Consider the following 23,163-nt stretch of genomic DNA (forward strand, 5'->3'; position numbering starts at 1 on the left):
CCATGCTCAAACCCATCCTGCTCGTTGAAGACAACCCGAACGACCTCGAGCTGACGCTGCTGGCACTGGAGCGCAGCCAGCTCGCCAACGACGTGGTCGTCACCCGGGACGGCGCCGAGGCGCTGGATTACCTGCACGCGCGCAACCTGTACGCGCAGCGCGTGCCCGGTAACCCCGCCGTGGTGCTGCTCGACCTGAAGCTGCCAAAGATCGACGGGCTGGAAGTGCTGGCCGAGATCCGCGCAACGCCCGCGCTCAAGAGCCTGCCGGTGGTCATGCTGACTTCGTCGCGCGAAGAAACCGACCTGCTGCGCAGCTACGAACTGGGCGTCAACGCCTACGTGGTCAAGCCGGTGGAGTTCCGCGCGTTTGTCAATGCGATCGCCGACCTGGGCGTATTCTGGGCGGTGCTCAACGAACCGCCGCCCGGCTCCACGCGGGCACGCCGCACGTTGCTGCCGGCGAGCTAACCGCCCCATCCGGAGCATCCGCCCCCATGCCGAATCTGCAACTGCTGCTGGTCGAAGACAACCCGCTCGATGCGGAGCTCACGCGCGCGCGGCTGGAAACCGCCAATCTGCAAGCCGACACCACGCTTGTCGACAACGAGACCGACTTCATCGCCCAGCTCAGCGCACGAACCTTCGACGCCATCCTGGCCGACTACATGCTGCCGCAGTTCACAGGGGCGGAAGCGTTGGATATTGCACGCCGCATGGCGCCACAAACGCCGTTCATCTTCGTATCGGGTGCGCTCGGCGAGGAGCACGCGGTCGACATGCTCAAGCGCGGCGCCACCGATTACGTCATCAAGCAGCGCCTGCAGCGCCTGCCCGTGGTGCTGCTGCGGGCGCTGGCCGAAGCGGCCGAACGCCGCCAGCGCATCGCCGCCGAAGCCGCGCTGCGCGAAGCGGAAACGCATTTCCGCCTGCTGATCAACGCGCTCAAGGAGCACGCCGTGCTCTCGCTCGACCCGCAGGGCATCGTGCGCACATGGAACGCGGCGTCGCGCAGCATTCTTGGTTATGCGCGTGAAGACATCCTCGGCAAATCGGCGGAGATTCTGTATCCGCAGGCCGCGCGCGAGGCGGGTGAATTCCAGCGCAAGCTCGAACGCGTGCGCCGCGAAGGCAGCCTCACCGACGACCGCTGGATGCTGCGCAAGGACGGCACGCCGTTCTACGCATCGAGCGTGGTCACGGCCATCCACAACGAGACGGGGCAACTGGTCGGCTTCTCGAAAATCATCCGCGACTCCACGGAAGAGCGCATCGCGGCCGACGCCCTGCGCCGCGCGAAGGAAGAAGCCGAGACCGCCAACCACGCCAAGGACCACTTCCTGGCGGTGCTGTCGCACGAGTTGCGCACGCCGCTCACACCCATCCTGACGGCCGTGCATCTGCTGGAAATGCGCCAGGACCTGCCAGCGTATGTGGTCGCGCAGCTCGAAGTCGTGCGCCGCAATGCCGAGCTGGAAGCACGCCTGATCGACGACCTGCTCGACATCACGGGCATTGCGCGCGGCAAGCTGGCGGTGAGCTTTGCGCTGGTCGACCTGTATCCGCTGTTGGAAAGCACGCTGGAGATGTCGCGCAACGACATGCAGGCCAAGCGGCTGTCGCTCAAGACGCGCTTCGAGGCGGGCCGCAGCCGGCTGTATGCCGACGGGGCGCGCATCCAGCAAGTGATCTGGAACCTTGTGCGCAACGCCGTGAAGTTCACGCCCGAAGGCGGCGCCATCGAGGTGCGGGTCTGGAACCCGTCGCCGTCTACGGTGGCCGTCGCCGTGAAGGACAACGGCATCGGCATCGAACCCGAAGCACTGCCGCGCATCTTCTCGGCGTTCGAACAGGCCGATGCGTCGATCACGCAGCGCTTTGGCGGGCTTGGCCTGGGCCTGGCGATTGCCTACGCGCTGGTGCAGAAGCACGAGGGTTCATTGATTGCCGAGAGCGCCGGCCGCCACGAGGGCGCCACCTTCACGCTCACCCTGCCGCTGGCCACCGAGACGGTGCAGCCCGAGACGCCGCCCTCGCCGCCCGCGCCCCGCGCCCAACCAACGCGCGGCCTGCACGTGCTGCTGGTGGAGGACAACGCCGATACGGCCGAGGCGATGGCGCAGATGCTGGAAATCCTCGGCCACAGCGTGGCCGTTGCCAACAGCGCCCGCACGGCCATGCAGGCCGCTGAATCGGGCGCGTTCGATCTGCTGATCAGCGACATTGGCTTGCCGGACGGCAGCGGCCTGGACGTGGTGCGCGTATTTGCCGAGCGGCAAGGCGCTCCGTCGATCGCCATCACCGGTTATGGCATGGAAGACGACATCGCCCGGTGCCGCGACGCGGGCTTTACGGATCACCTGACCAAACCGGTGGATTTCAAGCGACTGGAAGCGCTGATGGCCGGCTATCTGGCTGCGCGCGACGCGCGCACCGCGGGCGTGGGCGCAAGCTGAGCCGCGCCAGAATGCCGCAGCGGCAGTCGCCCTAGCGGCGCAGCAGGCCCCAAGCGGCGGGCAGCAGCATGGCGCCCACCACGGCGGCGGTCCACGCCATGATTTGCCCGTCGGCATACAGGTGGGCGAACTGGCCGCTGTAGTAACCAAGCAACGCACCCATCCCGCCCGTCACCAGCGCCGCCGGCCAACCGAGGCGCTTGCCTGCCGGATGCAGCCAACGCGCCGCCACGCCCACCGCCAGCCCGATCCACAGCGGCCCCATCCACCCCATGCCTGTTCTCCGTATTGCCTTGAGCGATTCAACTGGACGCGTACCTTAGCGCAGGACGCGGCCGAAAACTACGTCGGCACACCCGCATGACGCGTGACGAATAATCGACATTCATCCATACACTTCACCAGATTTGACCTGCGTCCTGCTGATCCGGGGGCGGGCGTTATAATCCAGAGTGCTCAAAATTCGTGCCGTTCCCTTAACCGGCCGCCCCACATGCAGTTGCTGACGCTCGGAATCAACCACCACACTGCGCCGCTTTCCCTGCGCGAGAAGGTGGCGTTTCCGCTCGAGCAGCTCAAGCCCGCACTGGGCACGCTGCGCCAGCATCTGCCGCAGCTCAGAAGCTCGGCGGAAGCCGCCATTCTTTCCACCTGCAATCGCACCGAAATCTACTGCGCCACCGACGGCAACCTCCCCGAGCAAACCGCGCACGAGCATGCGATTCGCTGGCTGGCACAGCACCACAACATCGACGCCGGCGAACTCGCGCCCCATGTGTATTCGCTCGGCCAGTCGCTGGCGGTACGCCACGCCTTCCGCGTGGCCAGCGGACTCGATTCGATGGTGCTGGGCGAGACGCAGATCCTCGGCCAGATGAAAGACGCCGTGCGCACCGCCACCGAGGCAGGCGCCCTGGGCACGTACCTGAACCAGCTGTTCCAGCGCACCTTTGCCGTGGCCAAGGAAGTGCGTGGCACGACGGAGATCGGCGCGCATTCCGTGTCGATGGCCGCCGCCGCCGTGCGCCTGGCGCAGCGCATCTTCGAATCGATTGCGGATCAGCGCGTCCTGTTCATCGGCGCCGGCGAGATGATCGAGCTGTGCGCCACGCACTTTGCCGCGCAGACGCCGCGCGAGGTGGTAATCGCCAACCGCACGCTGGAACGCGGCGAGAAGCTCGCGGAATCGCTGTCGAACCAGGGCCTGAATGCCCGCGCCGTGCGCCTGGCTGAACTGCCGACCAAGCTCGCCGAGTTCGACATCGTCGTCTCGTGCACCGCCAGCACGCTGCCCATCATCGGCCTGGGCGCCGTGGAGCGCGCCATCAAGCAGCGCCGCCACCGTCCGATGTTCATGGTCGACCTGGCCGTGCCGCGCGACATCGAACCTGAAGTCGCACGCCTGTCCGACGTGTTCCTCTACACCGTCGACGACCTCGGCGCCATCGTGCGCGAAGGCAACGCGCTGCGGCAGGCCGCCGTGGCGCAGGCCGAGGCCATCATCGAAACGCGCGTGCTGAACTTCATGCACTGGCTCGATGCGCGCAGCGTGGTGCCCGTCATCCGCGATCTGCACGCGCAGGCTGAAACGCTGCGCCAGGGTGAGCTGGAACGCGCGCAACGCATGCTCGCGCGCGGCGACGATCCGGCGCTGGTGCTCGAAGCGCTGTCTCAGGCGCTGACCAAGAAATTCCTCCACGGCCCGACGCATGCGCTCAACCACGCGCAGGGCGAAGGCCGCGAACAACTCATCGACCTGCTGCCGGCGCTGTTCCGCCAGTCCAGCCACTCCGAGCGCTAGCGGCCGGCGCATCGCACGCGCGCCGCATATTTGCACGACGGGCGCGCACCTTCTGGCGCGGTATCATGCGCCGCCTTCGCTTCCAGCGTTTCCCTCCGCGACTGCCCGAATGAAGCCCAGCATGCTGTCCAAGCTCGACCAACTGGCCGAGCGCATCGTCGAAATCAACGCGCTGCTTGCGCGTGAAGACGCCACCGCCAACCTCGACCAATACCGCAAGCTCACGCGCGAACATGCCGAGCTGGAGCCCGTGGTCGCGCAATTTGCCGCGTGGAAGCAGGCCGAGGAAGACATCGCCACCGCGCAGGAACTGGCGGCCGATCCGGACATGAAGGCGTTTGCAGAGGACGAACTCCGCGCCGCGCGTGAGCGGATGGAATCCCTCGAAGGCGAGCTGCAACGCCTGCTGCTGCCCAAAGACCCGAACGACCATCGCAACATCTTCGTGGAAATCCGTGCCGGCACAGGCGGCGACGAATCCGCGCTCTTTGCCGGCGACTTGCTGCGCATGTACGCGCTACGCCGAACGGCAGCGCTGGCAGGTGGAGATCGTCAGCGAATCGCCTTCGGACCTGGGCGGCTACAAGGAAGTGATTGCGCGGCTGGTGGGCGAAGGTGCGTACTCGCGCCTGAAGTTCGAATCGGGCGGCCACCGCGTGCAGCGCGTGCCGGCCACCGAGGCGCAGGGGCGTATTCACACGTCGGCCTGCACCGTGGCCGTCATGCCCGAGGCCGACGCGCTGGCCGACATCCAGATCAATCCGGCCGATCTGCGCATCGATACGTTCCGCGCGTCGGGCGCGGGCGGCCAGCACATCAACAAGACGGATTCCGCCGTGCGCATCACGCACCTGCCGACCGGCCTGGTGGTGGAGTGCCAGGACGACCGCAGCCAGCACCGCAACAAGGACCGCGCCATGCAAGTCCTGGCCGCGCGCCTGAAGGATCGCCAGGAGCGTGAGGCGCAAGCCAAGGAAGCCAGCGCACGCAAGAGCCTGATCGGCTCGGGAGACCGCTCCGACCGCATCCGCACGTACAACTTTCCGCAAGGCCGCGTGACGGATCACCGCATCAACCTGACGCTGTACAAGATCGACGCGATCATGGACGGCGACATCGATGAACTCGTCGGTGCGTTGGCCGCTGAGCACCAGGCCGAACAGCTTGCGGCGCTTGGCGAAGACGCCTGAGGGCTCAATCGTTAAAAAGCGCCCTCCCCGTAACATCCGCTTGCGTTTGATACAGCTTTGCGCGATGGCGGGGCGGCCTCGCGTTCCTATAATCGATCTCGATCACGCCGAGTGCATCGCCGGTCGCATCCGGCACGCACTTACCGACAAGCGCGGCAACATCACGATTAGGAGAATCGCAATGCGTACCCAACTGCTGGCCATTACCGTCGCTACCACCCTCGCACTGGGCCTGGCCGCCTGCGGCAAGAAGGATGACGCCACCGACCAGGCCGCCAAGAGCGCGATGGAACAATCGAAGGACGCCGCCAAGCAGGCCCTCGACAACGCCGGCACCGCCGTGACCAAGGCCGCGGACGCCGCCAAGGTGGAACTGTCGCAAGCGGCTTCGGACGCGCAGGTCTCCGCGTCGGGCGCGCTGGCGCAGGCCAAGGAGGCCGCCAAGACCGCGGCCGACAAGACGGCCGACGCGGCCAAGGTTGCGGCAGACAAGACCGCTGACGCCACCAAGGAAGCGGCCAACAAGGTCAAGGAGGCGACCAAGCAGTAAGCTCCGCTCTACCTCACCGACCCGCTCGCGGGCCCGCGCCACATCGGCCGGGCCCGTGTTATTTTGTGCGCCCGATCTTCGCTGCTGGTCTGTTGCCGTGTCGTCTTCCCCCGTCATTTCGCCCGAAACCCTCGCTCGCGTGGCCGATGCGCTGACAGCGCTGGCCCGTGCCGGCCTGCCCGCGCTGGAAGCACGCATGCTGGTCTCGCACGTGACGGGCCTGTCGCGGGTGCAACTCATCACGCAAGACGCCTGCGCCATCGACGTGGCCGCGCGCGCGCGCATCAGCGAACTTGCTGCGCGCCGCCTAGCCGGCGAGCCGATGGCGTATCTGCTGGGCGAACGTGAATTCTTCGGGCGCGCCTTCAAGGTGACGCCCGCCGTGCTGATCCCGCGCCCCGATACCGAATTGCTGGTCGAACAAGCGCTGGACCGCCTGGAAGAACGCGATGCGCCAGCGGTGCTGGACATGGGCACCGGCAGCGGCATCATCGCCATCACGATCGCGCTGGCGCGGCGCGACGCGCGCGTATGGGCCACCGATGCCTCCGCCGATGCACTGGGCGTGGCGATCGACAACGCCAAGGCGCTCGGCGCGACCAACGTCCGGACTGCGCTGGGCGACTGGTATGGCGCGCTGGCCGATGCCGACGCGCCTCCCGCTTTCGATCTCATCGCCAGCAACCCGCCTTACATTGCCGCCACCGACGCGCACCTCGACCAGGGCGACCTGCGTTTCGAACCCGCCAGCGCCCTCACCGACCACGATGATGGCCTGCGCCACCTGCGCAGCATCGTCTCCGGGGCGCCTGCGCGGCTGGCCGCCGGCGGCTGGCTGCTGCTCGAGCACGGCTACGACCAGGGCGAACCCGTGCGTGCGCTGCTGGGGGCGCCGGCTTCGCCAACGTCTTCACCGCCCAAGACCTGGCCGGCCACGACCGCTGCAGCGGCGGGCAGTGGCCGGATCAAAACGCCGGTGCGCGTTCCTCGCTAAAATAGACGGGTTTTCCAATGTGGATGGCAGTTGAGAAGCCGCTGCCGCCCCTCACCCAATCGAGTCTCCCCATGAGCACCACGCACGAAAAGATCGACCAGATCGTCAAAGGCCACCGTCGTCCTCTTCATGAAGGGCACCGCGCAATTCCCGATGTGCGGTTTTTCGGGCCGCGCCATCCAGATCCTGAAGGCCTGCGGCGTGGACCGTCCGCACACCGTCAACGTGCTGGAAGACGACGAAATCCGCCAGGGCATCAAGGACTACGCCAACTGGCCGACCATTCCGCAGCTCTATATCAAGGGCGAGTTCATTGGCGGCTCGGACATCATGATGGAGATGTACCAGAGCGGCGAACTGCAACCGCTGCTGGCTGCTTGAGCTGCGTTCTCGTTTCAGCGTGACCCAAACCCCGGACGCCACCGCTCAAACGCCAGCCGTGCGCCGCATCATCGTGGCGATCACGGGCGCGTCGGGCGCGATTTACGGGTGCGGCTGCTGCAGGTTCTGCAGGGCCTGCGTGACTCAGCGGGCGTGGAATCGCACCTGCTGATGTCGCCCGCAGGGTTGATGAACGTGCAGCACGAGCTGCACATGGCACGCGAAGAAGTGGAAACGCTGGCGCACGTCGTGCATAACGTGCGCGATATCGGCGCGACCATCGCGAGCGGCTCCTTTGCTGCCGAAGCGATGGTGGTGGCGCCCTGCTCGATGAAGACGCTGGCGGCCGTCGCGCACGGCCTGTCGGACAACCTCATCGCCCGCGCGGCCGACGTCACGCTCAAGGAGCGCCGCCGCCTCATCCTGATGGTGCGCGAAACGCCGTTGAATCTGGCGCACCTGCGCAACATGACGGCGGTCACGGAGATGGGCGGAATCGTGTTCCCGCCCGTGCCCGGCTTTACCAGCGCCCCAAGACGATCGACGACTTGGTCGACCACACTGTCGGACGCGTGCTGGACCTGCTCGGCCTGCCGCAGACATTGGCGCCGGGCTGGCCAGGCCTGCGGTCAACGGACTAGGCGCCGATCAGCCGACCGCAGATTAGCGGTGGCGGTAGTTGAAGTACACCGACGGTCCACCCCAATAGCCACCGTAGTAGGCGGGATAAGCCGGTGCCGCATAGACCGGCGCAGGCGCCACAGCCACCGGTGCCGGATACACGGCACAACCCCCAAGCGTCGCGCCCAACAAGGCCAGAGCCACGATTTTCATGATTAGCGTCCTTCGGCCCCGCGAATGAGGCCATGGGGACGTTATAAGCCGGCCCGGGCGACGCTGGCGTCATGCGCGTGTAAGCCGTGTAACTGAAAACTACGAACGTGCGTTCGTAAGTTCACTGCTTAGGCGCCGGTTTGCCTGCAGAGGGCGTGGCCGTCGCGGCGGGCGCCGAGGCCGTCACACCTGACGCAGCAGCCGGTTTGGGTGCATTCGGATCGACTTCGGCACGCATTTGGTCCATGACGCCCCCGCGCGCGGCGCCCAGAGGAATTCCACCGTGCCGTTCTGCGGCTCTTCAGGAATCGCGTACATCGTGATGATGGTCTGATGGCCCGCCCAGCGTGCGCGCAGCGAATCGACCGTCTTGCCAGACTTCAGCTTGAGGGCGCCTTGCCTTCCTGCGCCGGCTTGCCGTAGCGATCGGACAGGGCCTGGAAGACGCGCTGCTCGGTATCCACGCCGCGCGTGGGCACGAACATGCCGGCGATGTTGCCATCCTGGTCGATCAGCACCACGGCCTGCGGGCCGTCCATCAACTCCGGCCGCGATGCCTGCGGCACGCCCAGAGACCGCGTGCGGCCATGCGATTCCAGCGCGTCGGAGCAGTATTCGGCGACGTCCTTGCCGCCATTGGCGCGTACGTCTTCGCATGAGGGCAGCTTGCGCAGCGGCTTGCCGAGCGGAAAGGCGTCCAGCAGCACCGCCACGTCGCCCGAGTCCCGCACCGCCTTGGCCGGTGCGGGAGCCTTCGAAGCAGGAGCGGCCTTCGATGCCGGTGCGGCAAACGCCACGGGCGCGAGCAACGAGGTCGAGATGGCAAGGGCGGCGGTTGCCGTGGCGCGTCGCGTCCAGCAGGTCATGCGAACTCCATGAAGGAAAGAGCCGAGAGTGTGCCATGCGGGAATTCCGACACGCGGCAAAGCGGTTGTGACCGGCGCCGGGCAGCGTGCGTTCCCCTCAACCGAACGGTTGACCCCACCCAGACCGGCTCGTTACACGCCATTTGACGCGGATGTCGGCCCGATGCGGGCCGGAAACATTATCAAAATGTTGCCGGTTTTGATCTCGCAAAGGTCCGGCGGGTAAAATCTCGGCGGCACAGACGAATGACCGGCAGGACCGAAGCGTCACGTTCCTCGGCCCGCCGCATAGACGCGATCTCATTTTGAACATTCCCTCCGCTGTTTCCTCCCGCATGCCCGGGGCCGCGCGCGCGGCACGCACCCGTTCGGTAGCCGGCTATGCGCGGCTCGCCGTGGGCGTGCTGGCGCTGGCTTCCGCGCATGCTGCGCTGGCCTTTGGCTTCAACGATGTGGCCGTACGCGCCAAGCAACTGGCCGCGAAGCCGTACCAGGCGCCCGCCGACACCTTGCCGCGCGAATTGCGCGAGCTGCGCTACGACCAGTACCGCGAAATCCGCTTCAAGTCCGACCAGGCGTACTGGCGCCGCGACAAGCTGCCGTTCGAACTCGGCTTCTTCCACGAGGGTTCGTACTACGACCAGCCCGTGAAGATCAACGAGGTGTCGCCGGCCGGTGTGCGCGAAATCCGTTTCGATCCGCGCCTGTTCGACTACGGCCCGGTCAAGCTCGACCCGAAGCAGTTGCAGAAGCTCGGCTTTGCCGGTTTCCGCGTGCACTATCCGATGAACACGCCCAAGTACAAGGACGAGGTCATCGTGTTCCTGGGCGCGTCGTACTTCCGCGGCATCGGCAAGGGGCAGGTCTATGGCCTGTCCGCGCGCGGGCTGGCCATCGACACCGCGCTCAATTCGGGCGAGGAATTCCCCCGCTTCACCGACTTCTGGATCGAACGGCCCGCGGCCAATGCGAAAGAGCTGACGATCTACGCACTGCTCAATTCGCGCCGCGCCACGGGCGCCTACCGCTTCGTCATCAAGCCGGGCAGCGACACGGCAGTCGACGTGAAGGCGCAGCTGTACATGCGCGAGAACGTGAGCAAGCTGGCCATCGCGCCGCTCACCAGCATGTTCTTCTTTGGCGAGAACCAGCCGGCGCCTGCGCTGGATTTCCGCCCCGAGGTGCACGACTCCGACGGCCTGTCGGTGCTTTCCGGCACGGGCGAATGGATCTGGCGTCCGCTGACGAACCCCAAGCGCCTGCTGGTCAGCTCGTTCGGGACGACCAACCCGGGCGGCTTCGGCCTCATGCAGCGTGACCGCGCGTTCTCCAGCTACCAGGAAATCGGCGACCGCTACGAACTGCGCCCAAGCGCGTGGGTCGAGCCCGTCGGCAAATGGGGCGCAGGCCGCGTGGAGCTTGTGCAGATCCCGACGCCCGACGAGACAAACGACAACGTGGTCGCCTACTGGGTGCCCGAGAATCCGCCCAAGCCGCAGCAGCCGTTCAATCTGGAATACCGCCTGCTGTGGCAGAAGGACGCCGACAAGAAGCCGGCGCTGGCATGGGTCGCGCAGACGCGCCGCTCGCACGGCTGGACGACCAAGCGCCCCGACGAGCGCAAGCCCGACGATACGATCGCCTTCGTGGTCGACTTTGAAGGGCCGGCGCTGGCCAAGCTGGCGCCGAACGCTCCGGTTGAGCCGGTGTTTTCGGCAGATGCCAACGGCAAGATCGAATCGATCTTCGGCCAACCCAACACCGCGACCGGCGGCTGGCGCGTGACCGTGCGCCTCAAGCGGGTCGACGACGATAAACCCGTTGAACTGCGTGGCTACCTGCGCAGCGGCGGCACCGGACTCTCCGAGACGTGGAGCTACCTGTTACCTCCGGGCTGAACGTGACGACAGCCCAGACTGCCGGTGCTGCCGGCACAGCCCCCTCCACCAGCCCTGCCACAGCGCAGTCTGTGGCTGACCATTACCTTGAGGCGCTGCCGCTGGCGGCCGACGCGCGCGCTGCGCTGCTGCGCAACGCGGGGATCACAGCCACGGACGACGATGCAGCGGCGCTCGCCAAGCTGCATCGTGCGCTGGCCAGGCTCGACCCCGCACAGACGACGTCGCTCGACGCCGACGCGCCGGCTTACGCTTCCGTAGGCTCGCGTCTGGATGCTGCGTATGGCGCCACGCGCGCGGAGGCGGCATCGACGGAGCCCTCCGCCCAACCTGCTCCACCCGTTGAGCACGACAACCAGGGCCGCATCCACCTGGATACCGGCCCCACGCCCGCGCGCCGTTCGATGGTGCCATGGCCGTGGGTACTCGGCCCGATCTGGCGCGCGCGCAAGGCCATTGACCGCTGGATGCATGGCGGCAAGAAGCCGGTGCCGTACGAAGCGCCCGACTCGCCGGACCCGAAAGGCATCTGGCGCTTCGTCGGTGCGCGCCGCCGCCTGACGCTGCTGGCGCTGATGATCGCGCAGACCGTCGCCGCCACCTGGGCGATGAGCACGGTGCTGCCGTATCACGGTGCCGACTGGCTCGAAGCCATCATCATCGTCCTGTTTGCGGTGCTGTTCTGCTGGGTGTCGGCGGGCTTCTGGACGGCCATTACGGGCTTCCTGCTGCTGGCCTTCCACGGCGACCGCTTCGTCATCTCGCGCCGCGCCACGCCCGACGCCACGATTCCGGACGACGCCCGCACGGCCATCGTCATGCCGATCTGCAACGAAGATGTGCAGCGCGTCTTCGCGGGGCTGCGCGCGACGTACGAATCGTTGCAGCGCACGGGGCATCTGGAGCACTTCGACTTCTTCGTGCTGTCGGACTCCGGCGACCCGGACATCCGCACGGCCGAAGCCGATGCCTGGCTGCACATCTGCCGCGCGCTCGACGGTTTCGGCCGCATCTTCTACCGTTGGCGCCGCCACCGCGTGAAGCGCAAGAGCGGCAACATCGACGATTTCTGCCGACGCTGGGGCGGCCGGTACCGCTACATGATCGTGCTCGACGCCGACAGCGTGATGAGCGGCGATTGCCTGACGCGCCTCGTGCAGTTGATGGAAGGTGCGCCCAGCGCGGGCATCATCCAGACCGCCCCGCGCGCGGCCGGCCGCGACACGCTGTATGCGCGCATCCAGCAGTTCGCCACGCGTGTGTACGGGCCGCTGTTCACCGCCGGCCTGCACTACTGGCAACTCGGCGAATCGCACTACTGGGGCCACAACGCCATCATCCGGCTGGATCCGTTCATCAAGCACTGCGCGCTGGCGCCGATTCCGGGCAAGGGCTCGCTTTCCGGCGAGATCATGTCGCACGATTTTGTTGAAGCCGCGCTGATGCGCCGCGCCGGCTGGGCCGTGTGGATCGCCTACGACCTTGACGGCAGCTACGAAGAGATGCCGCCCAACCTGCTCGATGAGCTGGGCCGCGACCGCCGCTGGTGCCACGGCAACCTGATGAACTTCCGCCTGTTCGGCGCGCCGGGCTTCCACCGTGTGCACCGCGCGGTGTTCATCACCGGGGTGATGGCGTATCTGTCGGCGCCGCTGTGGTTCCTGTTCCTGCTTTTGTCGACGGCCCTGCTGGCCAAGCACACGCTGATCGCGCCGGAATACTTCACGCAGCCCCGCCAGCTCTTCCCGATCTGGCCGGAGTGGCATCCGGAGAAGGCCGCGGCGCTGTTTTCCGCCACGGCCACCGTGCTGTTCCTGCCGAAGATCCTGAGCGTGCTTGTGCTGTGGGCTCAGGGGCCGAAGCGCTTTGGCGGAGCGATCCACCTGGCGTTGTCGATGGCCATTGAGGCAGCGTTCTCGGTGCTGGCCGCGCCGGTGCGCATGCTGTTCCACACGCGCTTTGTGACCGCCGCGTTCCTCGGCTGGAAGGTGCACTGGAAATCGCCCCCGCGCGAAGACGCACAGACGCACTGGGGCGATGCCGTGCGCCGCCACGGGCTGCACACCGTCATCGGCATCGTCTGGGCTGCGATCGTGTATTGGCTGAACCCGAGCTTCCTGTGGTGGCTGTCGCCGGTCGTGGGTGCGCTGATCGTGTCGATCCCGCTGTCGGTGTTCTCCAGCCGCGTGAGCCTGGGCCGCCGCATGCGGCGGCTGCGCCTGTTCATGATCCCCGAGGAAGTACGCCCGCCCCGCGAGCTGCGTGCCACGCGCAAGCACCTTCGCAATGCCCCGCCCATGCCAGACTTCCGCCAAGCCGTCGTCGATCCCGTCACCAACGCGCTGATGTGCGCCATTGGTACGACGCGCTTTCCGCAGGACAAGCGCCTCGTCGCAGTGCGCGAAGCCCATGTGCGCCACGCGCTGGAGGTCGGCCCCGACAAACTCACCGGCAAGCAAAAGCTGGTGTTGCTGTCGGATCCGTTCTCGCTGTCGGCGCTGCACCTGGCGGTGTGGTCGTCCCCGGAACAGCGTGCGGCCTGGGCGGCTGCAGAAAGCTGAACAACGCCGCCCGACAGAAATACCGCGCCCCACCCGCATCTTGCCGGTGGGGCGTTTTACTTCCCGTTACATCCGTAGGATTTACGTATCACCTGAAGCGCCCGGCGGTTCATAGAATGGCATCACGAACTTGATACACGAAGTCGACGGCACCGCTGCCCCGGCCTCGCAACCGTAAGGAGAAGCATCATGAAACGCACACTGCTCGCATTCGTTCTGGGTGGCGCCGCGCTGTGCGCCTCGACGGCGGCGCTGGCGCATGTGGATGTCGGCGTGGCGATCGGCGTGCCCGCACCGGTATATGTGGCCCCGGCACCTGTCTATGCACCGCCGCCGGTGGTGTATCGTCCGGCCCCGGTCTATGCTCCCGCGCCGGTCGTTTATGGCGGCTATTACCGCGATCGTGACTACTGGCGTGAGCGTGAATGGCGCCGTCGTGAGTGGCGTGAGCGCGAATGGCGCCACGATCACGGCTGGCACCGCGGCTGGGACCGCTAACGCCTCGCGCGATTAGACGCTGATTGGCACACGGGCCGCTCACTGAGCGGCCCGTTGCTTTTGCGCGCTCGAATGCCTGCGCAATCTGCAAACCGACCTATGCTGACGTAGCGGCCCCTGCAATCCCGCCGCCGGCCGCACAGCACAAGGGAGGATGCCATGTCGATCTCCAGCACACTCGACGGCTGCCTGCGCAGCAAGGGCTGCCTGTACGAGGTGATTCGCCATCCGCATACCCACACCAGCACTGAGACCGCGCAATCTGCGCATGTCCCGGGCGACCGGCTGGCCAAGACGCTGCTGCTAGAAGACAAGCTCGGCTATGTCGCCGCCGTGTTGCCGTCGACGTACCACCTGCATCTGTCCGAGTTGCAAAAGGAATCGGGCCGCATGGACCTGACGCTGGCCGATGAATCCGAGTTGCGCGAAGTCTTCCGCGACTGCGATGTCGGCGCTGTCCCGCCCGTGGGCATGGCGTACGGCATGCCGACCTACATCGACAGCAGCCTGATGACCCACGGCGACGTCTACTTCGAAGCCGGCGACCACGAAAACGTGGTGCATATGGACATGGATCAGTTCATGGCCCTGATGCGCGACGCCAAGCCCGCCCACTTCGCATATCGCATGCAGGGCATCCTCTTCTGAGGGCGCATCGTGGCCGAGGACGTTGTCGTCACGGTCCGCAACAACGGGCCGTGTCACATCAAGGGAAGCTTCCGGATCGTCACCCAGGGCGGGCGCGAGTTGGCCGTAGAAGAAGGCCAAGCATGGTTGTGCCGCTGCGGGCACTCGTTGAATAAACCGTTCTGTGACGGTTCGCACAAGCGCGTCGAGTTTGACAGCAACCTCGACGCGCCGGCGCCCGCCGCGCCCGCTTAGCGCGTAACGGGCTTGTAGCGGATGCGCTTGGGCTTGGCGCCTTCTTCGCCCAGGCGCTTCTTCTTGTCGGCTTCGTATTCCTGGTAGTTGCCCGGGAAGAATTCGACGTGCGAGTCGCCTTCGAACGCGATGATGTGCGTGGCAATGCGGTCGAGGAACCAGCGGTCGTGCGAGATCACCATCACACAGCCGGCGAACTCGAGCAGCGCATCTTCCAGCGCACGCAGCGTTTCGACGTCGAGGTCGTTTGACGGTTCATCGAGCAGCAGCACGTTGCCGCCAGAAATGAGCGTCTTGGCCAGATGCAGGCGGCCGCGCTCACCGCCCGACAACGTGCCGACGTGCTTCTGCTGATCGCCGCCCTTGAAGTTGAAGCGGCCGATGTAGGCACGCGACGGCGTTTCATAGCGGCCCACCGTGAGGATGTCCGAGCCGTTCGAGATCTCTTCGAAGACGGTCTTGTCTGCGGACAGCGCATCGCGGCTTTGGTCAACGTACGCCAGCTTGACCGTCGGGCCGATCTTGATGGTGCCCGAATCCGGCTGCTCCTTGCCGGTGATCATGCGGAACAGCGTCGACTTGCCGGCGCCGTTCGGGCCAATGATGCCGACGATCGCGCCCGGCGGAATCGTAAAGCTCAGGTTGTCGATCAGCAGGCGATCACCATAGCTCTTGCTGACGTTCTGGAATTCGATCACTTCATTGCCCAGACGCTCGCCGGCCGGGATGAAGATTTCCTGCGTTTCGTTGCGCTTCTGATATTCCTGGCTGTTCAGTTCGTCAAAGCGGGCCAGACGCGCCTTCGACTTGGCCTGGCGGCCCTTCGGGTTCTGGCGCACCCATTCCAGTTCTTTCTTCAGCGCCTTTTGGCGCGCCGATTCGCTGGACTCTTCCTGCTTCAGGCGCGTCTCCTTCTGGTCCAGCCAGGAGCTGTAATTGCCCTTCCAGGGGATGCCGTGGCCGCGGTCGAGTTCGAGAATCCACTCGGCGGCGTTGTCGAGGAAGTAACGGTCGTGGGTCACGGCCACAACGGTGCCAGGGAAGCGCGTGAGGAACTGCTCGAGCCAGTCCACCGATTCCGCATCCAGGTGGTTGGTCGGCTCGTCCAGCAGCAGCATGTCGGGGCGAGAGAGCAGCAGCTTGCAGAGCGCCACGCGGCGCTTCTCACCGCCCGAGAGGTGCTCGATCTTGGCATCCCACGGGGGCAGGCGCAGTGCGTCGGCGGCGATTTCGAGCTGCAGTTCGACGTTGTCACCGGAGCCAGCGGCGATGATGGCTTCCAGCCGCGCCTGTTCTTCGGCGAGCTTGTCGAAGTCGGCACCTTCCTCGGCGTATGCCGCGTAGATGGCTTCGAGCTGCTTTTGCGCATCCATCACTTCACCGAGGCCGCTCTCGACCTCTTCACGCACCGTCTTGGCGGGATCGAGCTGCGGCTCCTGCGGCAGGTAGCCGATGTTCAGGTTGGGCATCGGCGTGGCTTCGCCCTCGATGTCCTTGTCGAGGCCGGCCATGATCTTCAGCACGGTCGACTTGCCCGAGCCGTTCAGGCCCAGCACACCGATCTTGGCGCCCGGGAAAAACGACAGCGAGATGTCCTTGAGGATCTGGCGCTTGGGCGGGACGATCTTGCCCACGCGGTTCATGGTGAAAACGTACTGTGACATGGCGGAATTGCGGGGGAAACGCAGAAATGGGGAATCCGGCGAGTTTAACAAAGCCGGGGCGCGGCAAGCCCAGGGCTCTCGGCCGCGCGAGCAAAGAAAAGGCGCCCACCAGGGGCGCCCTTCCGATGCAGCGGGCCAGGCCTCGTTACATCGTCATCATGTTGGCGTTCATGTTATGCATGACCCACAGCGAGCCGACAACGACAATCGCCAGGATCAACAGCGTGAACAGGAAGGCCATCACGTTCCAGCGCTGGGCGGACGAGCCGTCCAGGTGCAGGAAATAGATCAGGTGCACGACGATCTGGACAACCGCCAGGGCCATCACCGTCACCAGCACCGTCTGGTGCGAGTAGCCGCCGTCCATCACCATCTTGAACGGGATGGCCGTGAGGATCACCGCCAGCACGAAGCCGATCAGGTAGCCCTTGACGGTGGCATGACCGGCGCCGCCAGCCGAATGACCGTGCGCATCGTCGTGGGCGATGGCGGTCGTTGCGTTGGTCTGTTCCATTTACATCGCTCCCAGCAGATACACGACGGTAAATACGCCGATCCACACCACGTCCAAGAAGTGCCAGAACAGGCTGAGGCACGACAGGCGGGTCGATTGCGTCGGGGTCAGGCCTTTGCGGCTGATCTGCCACATCAGGACGATGATCCACAGCATGCCACTCGCCACGTGCAGGCCGTGCGTGCCGACCAGCAGGAAGAACGACGACAGGAATGCGCTGCGGCTCGGGCCCGCGCCTTCTGCGATCAGGTGATGGAACTCGTTGATTTCCATGCCGACGAACGCTGCGCCCAGCAGCAGCGTGATGCCCAGCCACAGCATCACTTGATCCTTGCGGCCGTTCTGCAGGCTGATCATCACCATGCCGTAGGTGATGGACGACACCAGCAGAATGCCGGTTTCGATCGCCACGTACGACAGGTCAAAAGCTCCTTGCCCGTCGGGCCGCCGGCCGTCGCACCGCGCAGGACGCAGAACGTGGCAAACAGCGACGCGAAGATGATCAAGTCGCTCATCAGGTACACCCAGAAGCCGAAGACCTTGGTGTCTGCGGCATCGTGGTGGTGCGCATGGTCATGCGCGTGGTCGTGGCCGTGCGCGTGACCGTGCGCGGCGTGACCGTCTAGAACATTGGTAGCCATGGGGGTTTAAGTCCGTTTAAGCCTGCGAACCGATACGTTGGAAGTAGGCCGACTCGGTCTCGTGAACCTCGTGAGCGGGCACGTAGTAATCGATGTCGTCGTTGTTGCTGCGGAGGATGAAGCTGCCGATCATGCCGACCAGGCCGAGCACGGCCATCCACCAGATGTGCCAGATCAGCGCGAAGCCCATCACGATCGAGAACATGCCGATGAAGAAGCCGGCGCCGGTGTTCTTCGGCATGTGGATCTTCTCGTAGCTCGGTGCAACCTGCGTCAGCACCTCGCCGCGCGCCTTCATGTCGGCAAAGGCGTCGATGTCACGGATGACCGGCACGCGGGCGAAGTTGTAGTGCGCCGGCGGCGACGACGTCGCCCATTCCAGCGTACGGCCACCCCACGGATCACCAGTCACGTCTGCCAGCGCGTGACGGTTGCGGATGCTCACGAAGATCTGGATGAGCTGCGAAGCGATACCGCAGGCGATGATCGCGGCGCCGATCACGGCGACGATCAGCCATGGCTGCCATGCCGGGTTGTCGGTATGGTTCAGACGACGCGTCATGCCCATGAAGCCGAGCACGTACAGCGGCATGAAGGCGGTGTAGAAGCCCACGAACCAGCACCAGAAGGCGCGCTTGCCCCACTTCTCGTCCAGCTTGAAGCCGAAGGCCTTCGGGAACCAGTACGTGATACCAGCCAGGTAACCGAACACCACGCCACCGATGATGGTGTTGTGGAAGTGAGCGATCAGGAACAGGCTGTTGTGCAGCAGGAAGTCGGCGCCCGGCACAGCCAGCAGCACGCCAGTCATGCCGCCGATCACGAAGGTGATCATGAAGCCGATCGTCCACAGCATCATCGAGTTCAGCTCGACGCGGCCGCGGTACATCGAAACAGCCAGTTGAAGATCTTCACGCCCGTCGGGATCGAGATGATCATCGTCGCGATACCGAAGAACGCGTTGACGTTCGCACCCGAGCCCATGGTGAAGAAGTGGTGCAGCCACACCAGGAACGACAGCACGGTGATGCCGGCGGTCGCCCACACCATCGACGTGTAGCCGAACAGCTTCTTGCGCGAGAACGTCGAGACGATTTCCGAGAACATGCCGAACGCCGGCAGGATCAGGATGTACACCTCGGGGTGGCCCCAGATCCAGATCAGGTTCACGTACAGCATGGCGTTACCACCGCCATCGTTCGTGAAGAAGTGCATGTCGAGGTAGCGATCAGCACCCAGCAGTGCCAGCGCCACGGTCAGCACCGGGAAGGCAGCCACGATCAGGATGTTGGCGCACAGGGCGGTCCAGGTGAAGATCGGCATGCGCATCAGCGTCATGCCCGGCGCGCGCATCTTGAAGATGGTCGCGACGAAGTTCACGCCGGTCAGCAATGTCCCGAGGCCCGATATCTGCAACGCCCAGATGTAGTAATCGACCCCCACGCCCGGGCTGTAGGCCAACTCCGACAGCGGCGGGTACGCCAGCCAGCCGGTGCGAGCGAATTCACCCACGCCCAGCGACACGTTGATCAGCACCACACCTGCAGCCGCCAGCCAGAACGACAGCGTGTTCAGGAACGGGAATGCCACGTCGCGCGCGCCAATCTGCAGCGGCACGATCAGGTTGATCAGGCCCGTCATCAGCGGCATGGCCATGAAAAAAATCATGATCACGCCGTGCGCGGTAAAGATCTGGTCGTAGTGCTCAGGCGGCAGATAGCCGGCACCGCCGCCCGAGGCAACCGCCAGTTGCGAGCGCATCATGATGGCGTCGGCAAAGCCGCGCAGCAGCATCACGATGGCCAGAATGCAGTACATCACGCCGATCTTCTTGTGATCGACCGAGGTGATCCACTCATTCCAGAGGTAGGTCCACTTCTTGAGATAGGTGATCAGGCCGAACAGGCCCGCGCCACCCAGCAGAATGGCCGACACCGTCACGACCACGATGGGCTCGTGCAGCGGAATGGCCTCCAGACTCAACTTGCCAAACATCGTCAACTCCTAGGAATTCTTGGCCGCGCTCTTGGGCGCAGGCAGGGCGGACTGCACCGGCAGCGGACGCGTTGCCGCCTCAGCCGTGGCCGTCGTGCAGTTGGCGCCTTCGAGCGCCTCATCGAGCGTCAGAACCTTGTCCGAGTCACCCATGTATTTGTGCAGGATGCTGTGATACAGCGACGGGTCGACCGATGCATACGCCGCCGGCGGCACCTTCTCGCTCGGCTTGGACAGCTCGGCGTAGCCTTCCTTGGTCAGGTTCTGCGACGAGGCGCGAACCTGCTTGACCCAGGCGTCGAACTCTTCGTTCGTCATGGCCGTGGCCTTGAACTTCATGCCCGTGAAGCCCGAGCCGCTGTAGTTCGACGACATGCCGTCGAACACGCCGGTCTCGTTCGCGATCAGGTGCAGCTTGGTCTGCATGCCGGCCATGGCGTACACCTGGCTGCCGAGCTGCGGGATGAAGAACGCGTTCATCACCGTGTCGGACGTGATCTTGAAGTTGATCGGGGTGTTGGCCGGGAACGCCAGCTGGTTGACCGTCGCGATCTTCAGTTCCGGATAGATGAACAGCCACTTCCAGTCGAGCGAGACGGCCTCGACCGTGATGGGCTTCACATCCGACTCGATCGGCTTGTACGGATCGAGCGCGTGCGTGGACTTGTAGGTGATCACGCCCAGCACGATGATGATCAGGCACGGGATCAGCCACACCACGGCTTCGATGGCGTTGGAGTGCGACCAGTCCGGCTCGTAGCGGGCCTTGGTGTTGGAGGCGCGGTACTTCCACGCAAACACCAGCGTCAGCACGATCACGGGGATGACCACCAGCAGCATCAGGCCGGTCGCCACCAGGATCAGCGTCTTCTTCAGCCGCAATCATCCCCTTCGGGTCCAGGACCGTCAGGTTGCAGCCCGCCAGCAGGAGCGGGAGGCTTGCGGCGAGGAGCCGCTTCATATGTGGAACGAGTGTCTTCTTCATGTCTTGCACAATTGCGCCGGCGATGCTTCCGGACATCACGGGAGCCCAGCAGCCCAGACAGCGGCCACAAGGGAAAAACGCGGGAAATGAGGGAAGACCGAACTACCGGCGCCCCCGAATACAGCTGAGGTGCGGCAGCGGATCTTCGATCACATCAGGCGCCGGTCAGGGAGAAGCTGAACCCAACGCCCTCAGTTGGCGAGGCGGACTTCGCTCATGCCGGGCATGGGCGAGGTCGAACTCCGCCGCGTCGCACAAAGCGGCGGACGACAGATCGGGGGCGTGAAAGGTCGGAGCAGGCACTACGTCATGCGCCCGTTGGGGAGCGCGGTTGGAAGTGGAATGCGGGCGCGATCTTACCGCCAGACGGCGCTTCGGATCGCGCTATCTGCTCAGGCAAATAGAAAGCGACGTCGATTGACAAGTGATGCCCGAGCCGTAGGGCTAGGGTTTACGTGGCTTTGCGGGTAAGCAAATCGAAAGTGGATGTTGTTGCACTGCGACAATCGGCCACAGTGGTGCGCAGCCGACGTTGTCGCCAAATGTGCGCTCCAAGTTGATATTAGTAATAAGAAACATTCTCGTTTGACGGGCCCGAAGTCGCCGAGCACGCTGCGAATTCATCCATGCGGCCGTCGCCCAGGGCGACATGACGCGCGGGCCCGCCATTGCGTTACCAGTAGGTGCGCGACAGCCGGATGGCGGCTACCGCGTAACCATGGTTGGAGAGCATTTGGCCGCTGTCACCGGCACGCCGCATCGACGTGATCGATGCGGCACCGGCAGGCTCCGGCGCTCCGGCCCGGGGGTGCACAAACGGTGAGCTGAACGGCAGTGCGATCGCCGAAAAGCGACGGGCGGGAACATTGAATTTGCGCATGACACACTCCTCGCCGCGTGCGCATCCGCGTGGCACGCAGCAATGGCCGCACGCGTTGCACACACGCGGCGGCAGAATCGAAGCGATCAAGGAGCGATGCAGACACCGCTGCCTTGCCAGGGCGGCAAGTCAGCAGCAGGGAACAACCGTGCGGCGGACTCGCCTAGTGGGAAAAAGACGTGGGGTAAGGTCGACTCGGACTGTCCATATGGGTCCTCCTACGGTTAGAAGTCGGCGTGGACGCGCACGCCCACGAACTTGGCCGGACCGCGATCGTGGTTGTAGCCCGGGTTCTGAATAAGCTGAAAATCTGGACTGATCGCCAGCGCCTCGGTCATCTGGAGGCTGTAGAAGACTTCCAGCACGCGCTCGTGGCCATAGTTCAAGCCGCCATCACCAAGAAACGCGCCGCTGCCGCCGCCCCCAGAAGAGGAACCCCAACCAGCGGACGCACTGCCACCCAGACGTACTGCAACATCGAGAAGAACAGCATGAGACCTCCCCGCCCGTTTCCGCGACGGACGTAGGCAAACGCCGGCCGCGCCTTGCGATGGCGCGCGCAAACACACGCAGCCACGTGGCTGTGCCCGATACAACAATCGAATTCAGGAAGGGACTTACGCAGAGAACCCACGCAAGCGCCACTACCCGCCGTGCAATACGGCTAGGCAGTGGTGAGGCGCGAAAACGGTGCGCCGAGACTGTCTAGCCGTTCAATGTGCGATCGAAGATCGACTAGAACAACTGTCCATGGAGGTGAACTCCGTAGCTATGACGGGGCGCAGAGTAACAAAGTCTCGCTGATGGCGGCAAGCGGTTTTCTCGGGCCTCGCGAAGCCCATTGCGCGGCGGCAACACCGCTGCATGAGGCATCTCGCAAGCGTGCGTCGGTACACTGCTGCGACCATCGAGCGCCTGGTCGAGGCGCTCACCACTGCGATATCACACGGAGGTTTTATGACGCGCTTGGCAACGCTTCTCACCACGATTGCGGCCACCTTCGGCATGGCGGCCTGCTCAACACCGGGCCCGGAACAACCCGGAAACGCAGGGGTATCCAAGATGACTGAGCCCACCACTCAAGCCGCCACCTGTCAGGCGGCCGCCATTCCCGACGACGCCTTGATCGGCAAATCCGAACAGGACGCCACGGCCTTGTTGAACGGCTGCCTCTGGCGCATCAGCGAACGCGACGGCAAAGCCCTGCCCGGCACCATGGACTACCGCGAAGAACGTCGCAACCTCGGCATCCAGGGCGGCAAGGTGATTTGGGTTCGGCGCGGGTGAAGCCCGTGAAATTGAACGGGCGCGACAAAGAAAACGGCCTCCGCAAGGGAGACCGTTTTCGTGATGCTGGTGCCGGCTGCAGGACTCGAACCCGCCACCTGATGATTACAAATCAACTGCTCTACCAGATGAGCTAAGCCGGCAAAGAAACGCGATTCTAACCTAACACGCGTTACTTGACGACTTTTAGCGCGGGCTTTCCACCGATGCGCGGCACATTTGGCGGCGTCGGGTCGTCTTCCGGGCCCGTTTCCTCCTCGGCAGCGACCGGCGCAGACGCCGATTCG

14 protein-coding genes, 1 tRNA gene and 10 pseudogenes are annotated in these 23,163 nt (G+C 64.9%); 14 read left to right on the forward strand and 11 right to left on the reverse strand.

All coding sequences use genetic code 11. The features are described 5' to 3' along the window. Positions 1-2 precede the first annotated feature (2 nt). Positions 3-470, forward strand: a complete 468-nt coding sequence (locus OWR21_RS08495) for a response regulator (protein WP_332394995.1) — start codon at positions 3-5, stop codon at positions 468-470. A gap of 26 nt (positions 471-496) precedes the next feature. After that, the gene (locus tag OWR21_RS08500; protein ID WP_316876779.1) at positions 497-2,455 is read left to right on the forward strand and encodes a hybrid sensor histidine kinase/response regulator; all 1,959 of its coding nucleotides are present in this window, start codon (positions 497-499) and stop codon (positions 2,453-2,455) included. 31 nt (positions 2,456-2,486) lie between these two features. Here the strand turns inward: OWR21_RS08500 and OWR21_RS08505 are convergent, their stop codons facing one another. Then, positions 2,487-2,729: a GlsB/YeaQ/YmgE family stress response membrane protein gene (locus tag OWR21_RS08505; RefSeq protein WP_316876777.1), complete on the reverse strand. Its 243-nt coding sequence runs from the start codon at positions 2,727-2,729 to the stop codon at positions 2,487-2,489. A 219-nt stretch (positions 2,730-2,948) separates the two neighbouring features. Between OWR21_RS08505 and hemA the strand changes: the two genes are divergently transcribed. From hemA to OWR21_RS08535, 6 genes and pseudogenes are all read left to right on the forward strand, one after another. After that, positions 2,949-4,256 (forward strand): glutamyl-tRNA reductase, encoded by a 1,308-nt coding sequence (gene hemA, locus OWR21_RS08510; protein ID WP_316876775.1) that lies wholly within the window; start codon positions 2,949-2,951, stop codon positions 4,254-4,256. Between the two features lie 109 nt (positions 4,257-4,365). Further along, a pseudogene (gene prfA, locus OWR21_RS08515) lies at positions 4,366-5,446 on the forward strand (peptide chain release factor 1). Positions 5,447-5,627: 181 nt separating this feature from the next. Beyond that, positions 5,628-5,996, forward strand: a complete 369-nt coding sequence (locus OWR21_RS08520) for a hypothetical protein (protein ID WP_316876772.1) — start codon at positions 5,628-5,630, stop codon at positions 5,994-5,996. Between the two features lie 97 nt (positions 5,997-6,093). Continuing rightward, positions 6,094-6,995 (forward strand): annotated as a pseudogene (prmC, locus tag OWR21_RS08525) (peptide chain release factor N(5)-glutamine methyltransferase). Positions 6,996-7,061: 66 nt separating this feature from the next. Continuing rightward, a pseudogene (grxD, locus tag OWR21_RS08530) lies at positions 7,062-7,371 on the forward strand (Grx4 family monothiol glutaredoxin). A 19-nt stretch (positions 7,372-7,390) separates the two neighbouring features. Continuing rightward, positions 7,391-8,012: pseudogene (locus OWR21_RS08535) on the forward strand (UbiX family flavin prenyltransferase). A gap of 314 nt (positions 8,013-8,326) precedes the next feature. Here the strand turns inward: OWR21_RS08535 and OWR21_RS08540 are convergent. After that, positions 8,327-9,071 (reverse strand): annotated as a pseudogene (locus OWR21_RS08540) (hypothetical protein). Positions 9,072-9,406: 335 nt separating this feature from the next. Between OWR21_RS08540 and OWR21_RS08545 the strand changes: the two are divergent. From OWR21_RS08545 to OWR21_RS08565, 5 genes are all read left to right on the forward strand, one after another. After that, positions 9,407-10,969 (forward strand): glucan biosynthesis protein G, encoded by a 1,563-nt coding sequence (locus OWR21_RS08545; protein ID WP_147216405.1) that lies wholly within the window; start codon positions 9,407-9,409, stop codon positions 10,967-10,969. Next, complete coding sequence (gene mdoH / locus OWR21_RS08550; protein WP_332394996.1) at positions 10,942-13,530, forward strand: glucans biosynthesis glucosyltransferase MdoH; 2,589 nt, start codon at positions 10,942-10,944, stop codon at positions 13,528-13,530. The genes OWR21_RS08545 and mdoH overlap by 28 nt, the downstream gene beginning before the upstream one ends. Before the next feature lie 189 nt (positions 13,531-13,719). Then, entirely contained in the window at positions 13,720-14,028 is a 309-nt protein-coding gene (locus OWR21_RS08555) for a hypothetical protein (protein WP_147216408.1), read from the forward strand. 159 nt (positions 14,029-14,187) lie between these two features. Then, positions 14,188-14,676: an aminoacyl-tRNA deacylase gene (locus OWR21_RS08560; RefSeq protein WP_147216410.1), complete on the forward strand. Its 489-nt coding sequence runs from the start codon at positions 14,188-14,190 to the stop codon at positions 14,674-14,676. Between the two features lie 9 nt (positions 14,677-14,685). Continuing rightward, positions 14,686-14,910, forward strand: a complete 225-nt coding sequence (locus OWR21_RS08565; RefSeq protein ID WP_332394997.1) for a CDGSH iron-sulfur domain-containing protein — start codon at positions 14,686-14,688, stop codon at positions 14,908-14,910. Here OWR21_RS08565 and ettA read toward each other — a convergent pair. The 7 genes and pseudogenes from ettA to OWR21_RS08600 all read right to left on the reverse strand — a co-directional run. Beyond that, on the reverse strand, positions 14,907-16,574 hold the full coding sequence (gene ettA, locus OWR21_RS08570) for an energy-dependent translational throttle protein EttA (protein ID WP_009241971.1): 1,668 nt from the start codon (positions 16,572-16,574) through the stop codon (positions 14,907-14,909). The two genes, OWR21_RS08565 and ettA, sit on opposite strands and share 4 nt — an antisense overlap. A 145-nt stretch (positions 16,575-16,719) precedes the next feature. Further along, a complete protein-coding gene (locus tag OWR21_RS08575) occupies positions 16,720-17,088 on the reverse strand; it encodes a cytochrome o ubiquinol oxidase subunit IV (RefSeq protein WP_027680202.1) in 369 nt (122 codons plus the stop codon). Then, positions 17,089-17,729, reverse strand: a pseudogene (gene cyoC / locus OWR21_RS08580) (cytochrome o ubiquinol oxidase subunit III). 16 nt (positions 17,730-17,745) lie between these two features. Beyond that, positions 17,746-19,724 (reverse strand): annotated as a pseudogene (gene cyoB, locus OWR21_RS08585) (cytochrome o ubiquinol oxidase subunit I). A gap of 9 nt (positions 19,725-19,733) precedes the next feature. After that, positions 19,734-20,709 (reverse strand): annotated as a pseudogene (gene cyoA / locus OWR21_RS08590) (ubiquinol oxidase subunit II). A gap of 673 nt (positions 20,710-21,382) precedes the next feature. Then, positions 21,383-21,589 carry a hypothetical protein gene (locus OWR21_RS08595; RefSeq protein ID WP_332394998.1) on the reverse strand — a complete coding sequence of 69 codons (207 nt, stop codon included), beginning with the start codon at positions 21,587-21,589 and terminating at the stop codon, positions 21,383-21,385. Positions 21,590-21,813: 224 nt separating this feature from the next. Further along, positions 21,814-22,008, reverse strand: a pseudogene (locus OWR21_RS08600) (carbohydrate porin); the annotation flags it as partial. A gap of 643 nt (positions 22,009-22,651) precedes the next feature. Between OWR21_RS08600 and OWR21_RS08605 the strand changes: the two are divergent. Then, positions 22,652-22,876: a hypothetical protein gene (locus tag OWR21_RS08605; RefSeq protein ID WP_147215190.1), complete on the forward strand. Its 225-nt coding sequence runs from the start codon at positions 22,652-22,654 to the stop codon at positions 22,874-22,876. A gap of 67 nt (positions 22,877-22,943) precedes the next feature. Here the strand turns inward: OWR21_RS08605 and OWR21_RS08610 are convergent. Together OWR21_RS08610 and OWR21_RS08615 are read right to left on the reverse strand one after the other, a co-directional pair. Then, positions 22,944-23,019: transfer RNA gene (locus OWR21_RS08610), tRNA-Thr, on the reverse strand. Between the two features lie 29 nt (positions 23,020-23,048). After that, positions 23,049-23,163, reverse strand: a pseudogene (locus OWR21_RS08615) (ClpXP protease specificity-enhancing factor); the annotation flags it as partial.

Source organism: Ralstonia sp. 1B3, assembly GCF_036631435.1.

Coding starts and splice junctions, on each gene's coding strand:
- OWR21_RS08495 (WP_332394995.1), top strand. CDS start 3: ATGCTCAAACCCATCCTGCTCGTTGAAGACAACCCGAACGACCTCGAG.
- OWR21_RS08500 (WP_316876779.1), top strand. CDS start 497: ATGCCGAATCTGCAACTGCTGCTGGTCGAAGACAACCCGCTCGATGCG.
- OWR21_RS08505 (WP_316876777.1), bottom strand. CDS start 2,729: ATGGGGTGGATGGGGCCGCTGTGGATCGGGCTGGCGGTGGGCGTGGCG.
- hemA (WP_316876775.1), top strand. CDS start 2,949: ATGCAGTTGCTGACGCTCGGAATCAACCACCACACTGCGCCGCTTTCC.
- OWR21_RS08520 (WP_316876772.1), top strand. CDS start 5,628: ATGCGTACCCAACTGCTGGCCATTACCGTCGCTACCACCCTCGCACTG.
- OWR21_RS08545 (WP_147216405.1), top strand. CDS start 9,407: ATGCCCGGGGCCGCGCGCGCGGCACGCACCCGTTCGGTAGCCGGCTAT.
- OWR21_RS08555 (WP_147216408.1), top strand. CDS start 13,720: ATGAAACGCACACTGCTCGCATTCGTTCTGGGTGGCGCCGCGCTGTGC.
- OWR21_RS08560 (WP_147216410.1), top strand. CDS start 14,188: ATGTCGATCTCCAGCACACTCGACGGCTGCCTGCGCAGCAAGGGCTGC.
- ettA (WP_009241971.1), bottom strand. CDS start 16,574: ATGTCACAGTACGTTTTCACCATGAACCGCGTGGGCAAGATCGTCCCG.
- OWR21_RS08575 (WP_027680202.1), bottom strand. CDS start 17,088: ATGGAACAGACCAACGCAACGACCGCCATCGCCCACGACGATGCGCAC.
- OWR21_RS08595 (WP_332394998.1), bottom strand. CDS start 21,589: ATGCGCAAATTCAATGTTCCCGCCCGTCGCTTTTCGGCGATCGCACTG.
- OWR21_RS08605 (WP_147215190.1), top strand. CDS start 22,652: ATGACTGAGCCCACCACTCAAGCCGCCACCTGTCAGGCGGCCGCCATT.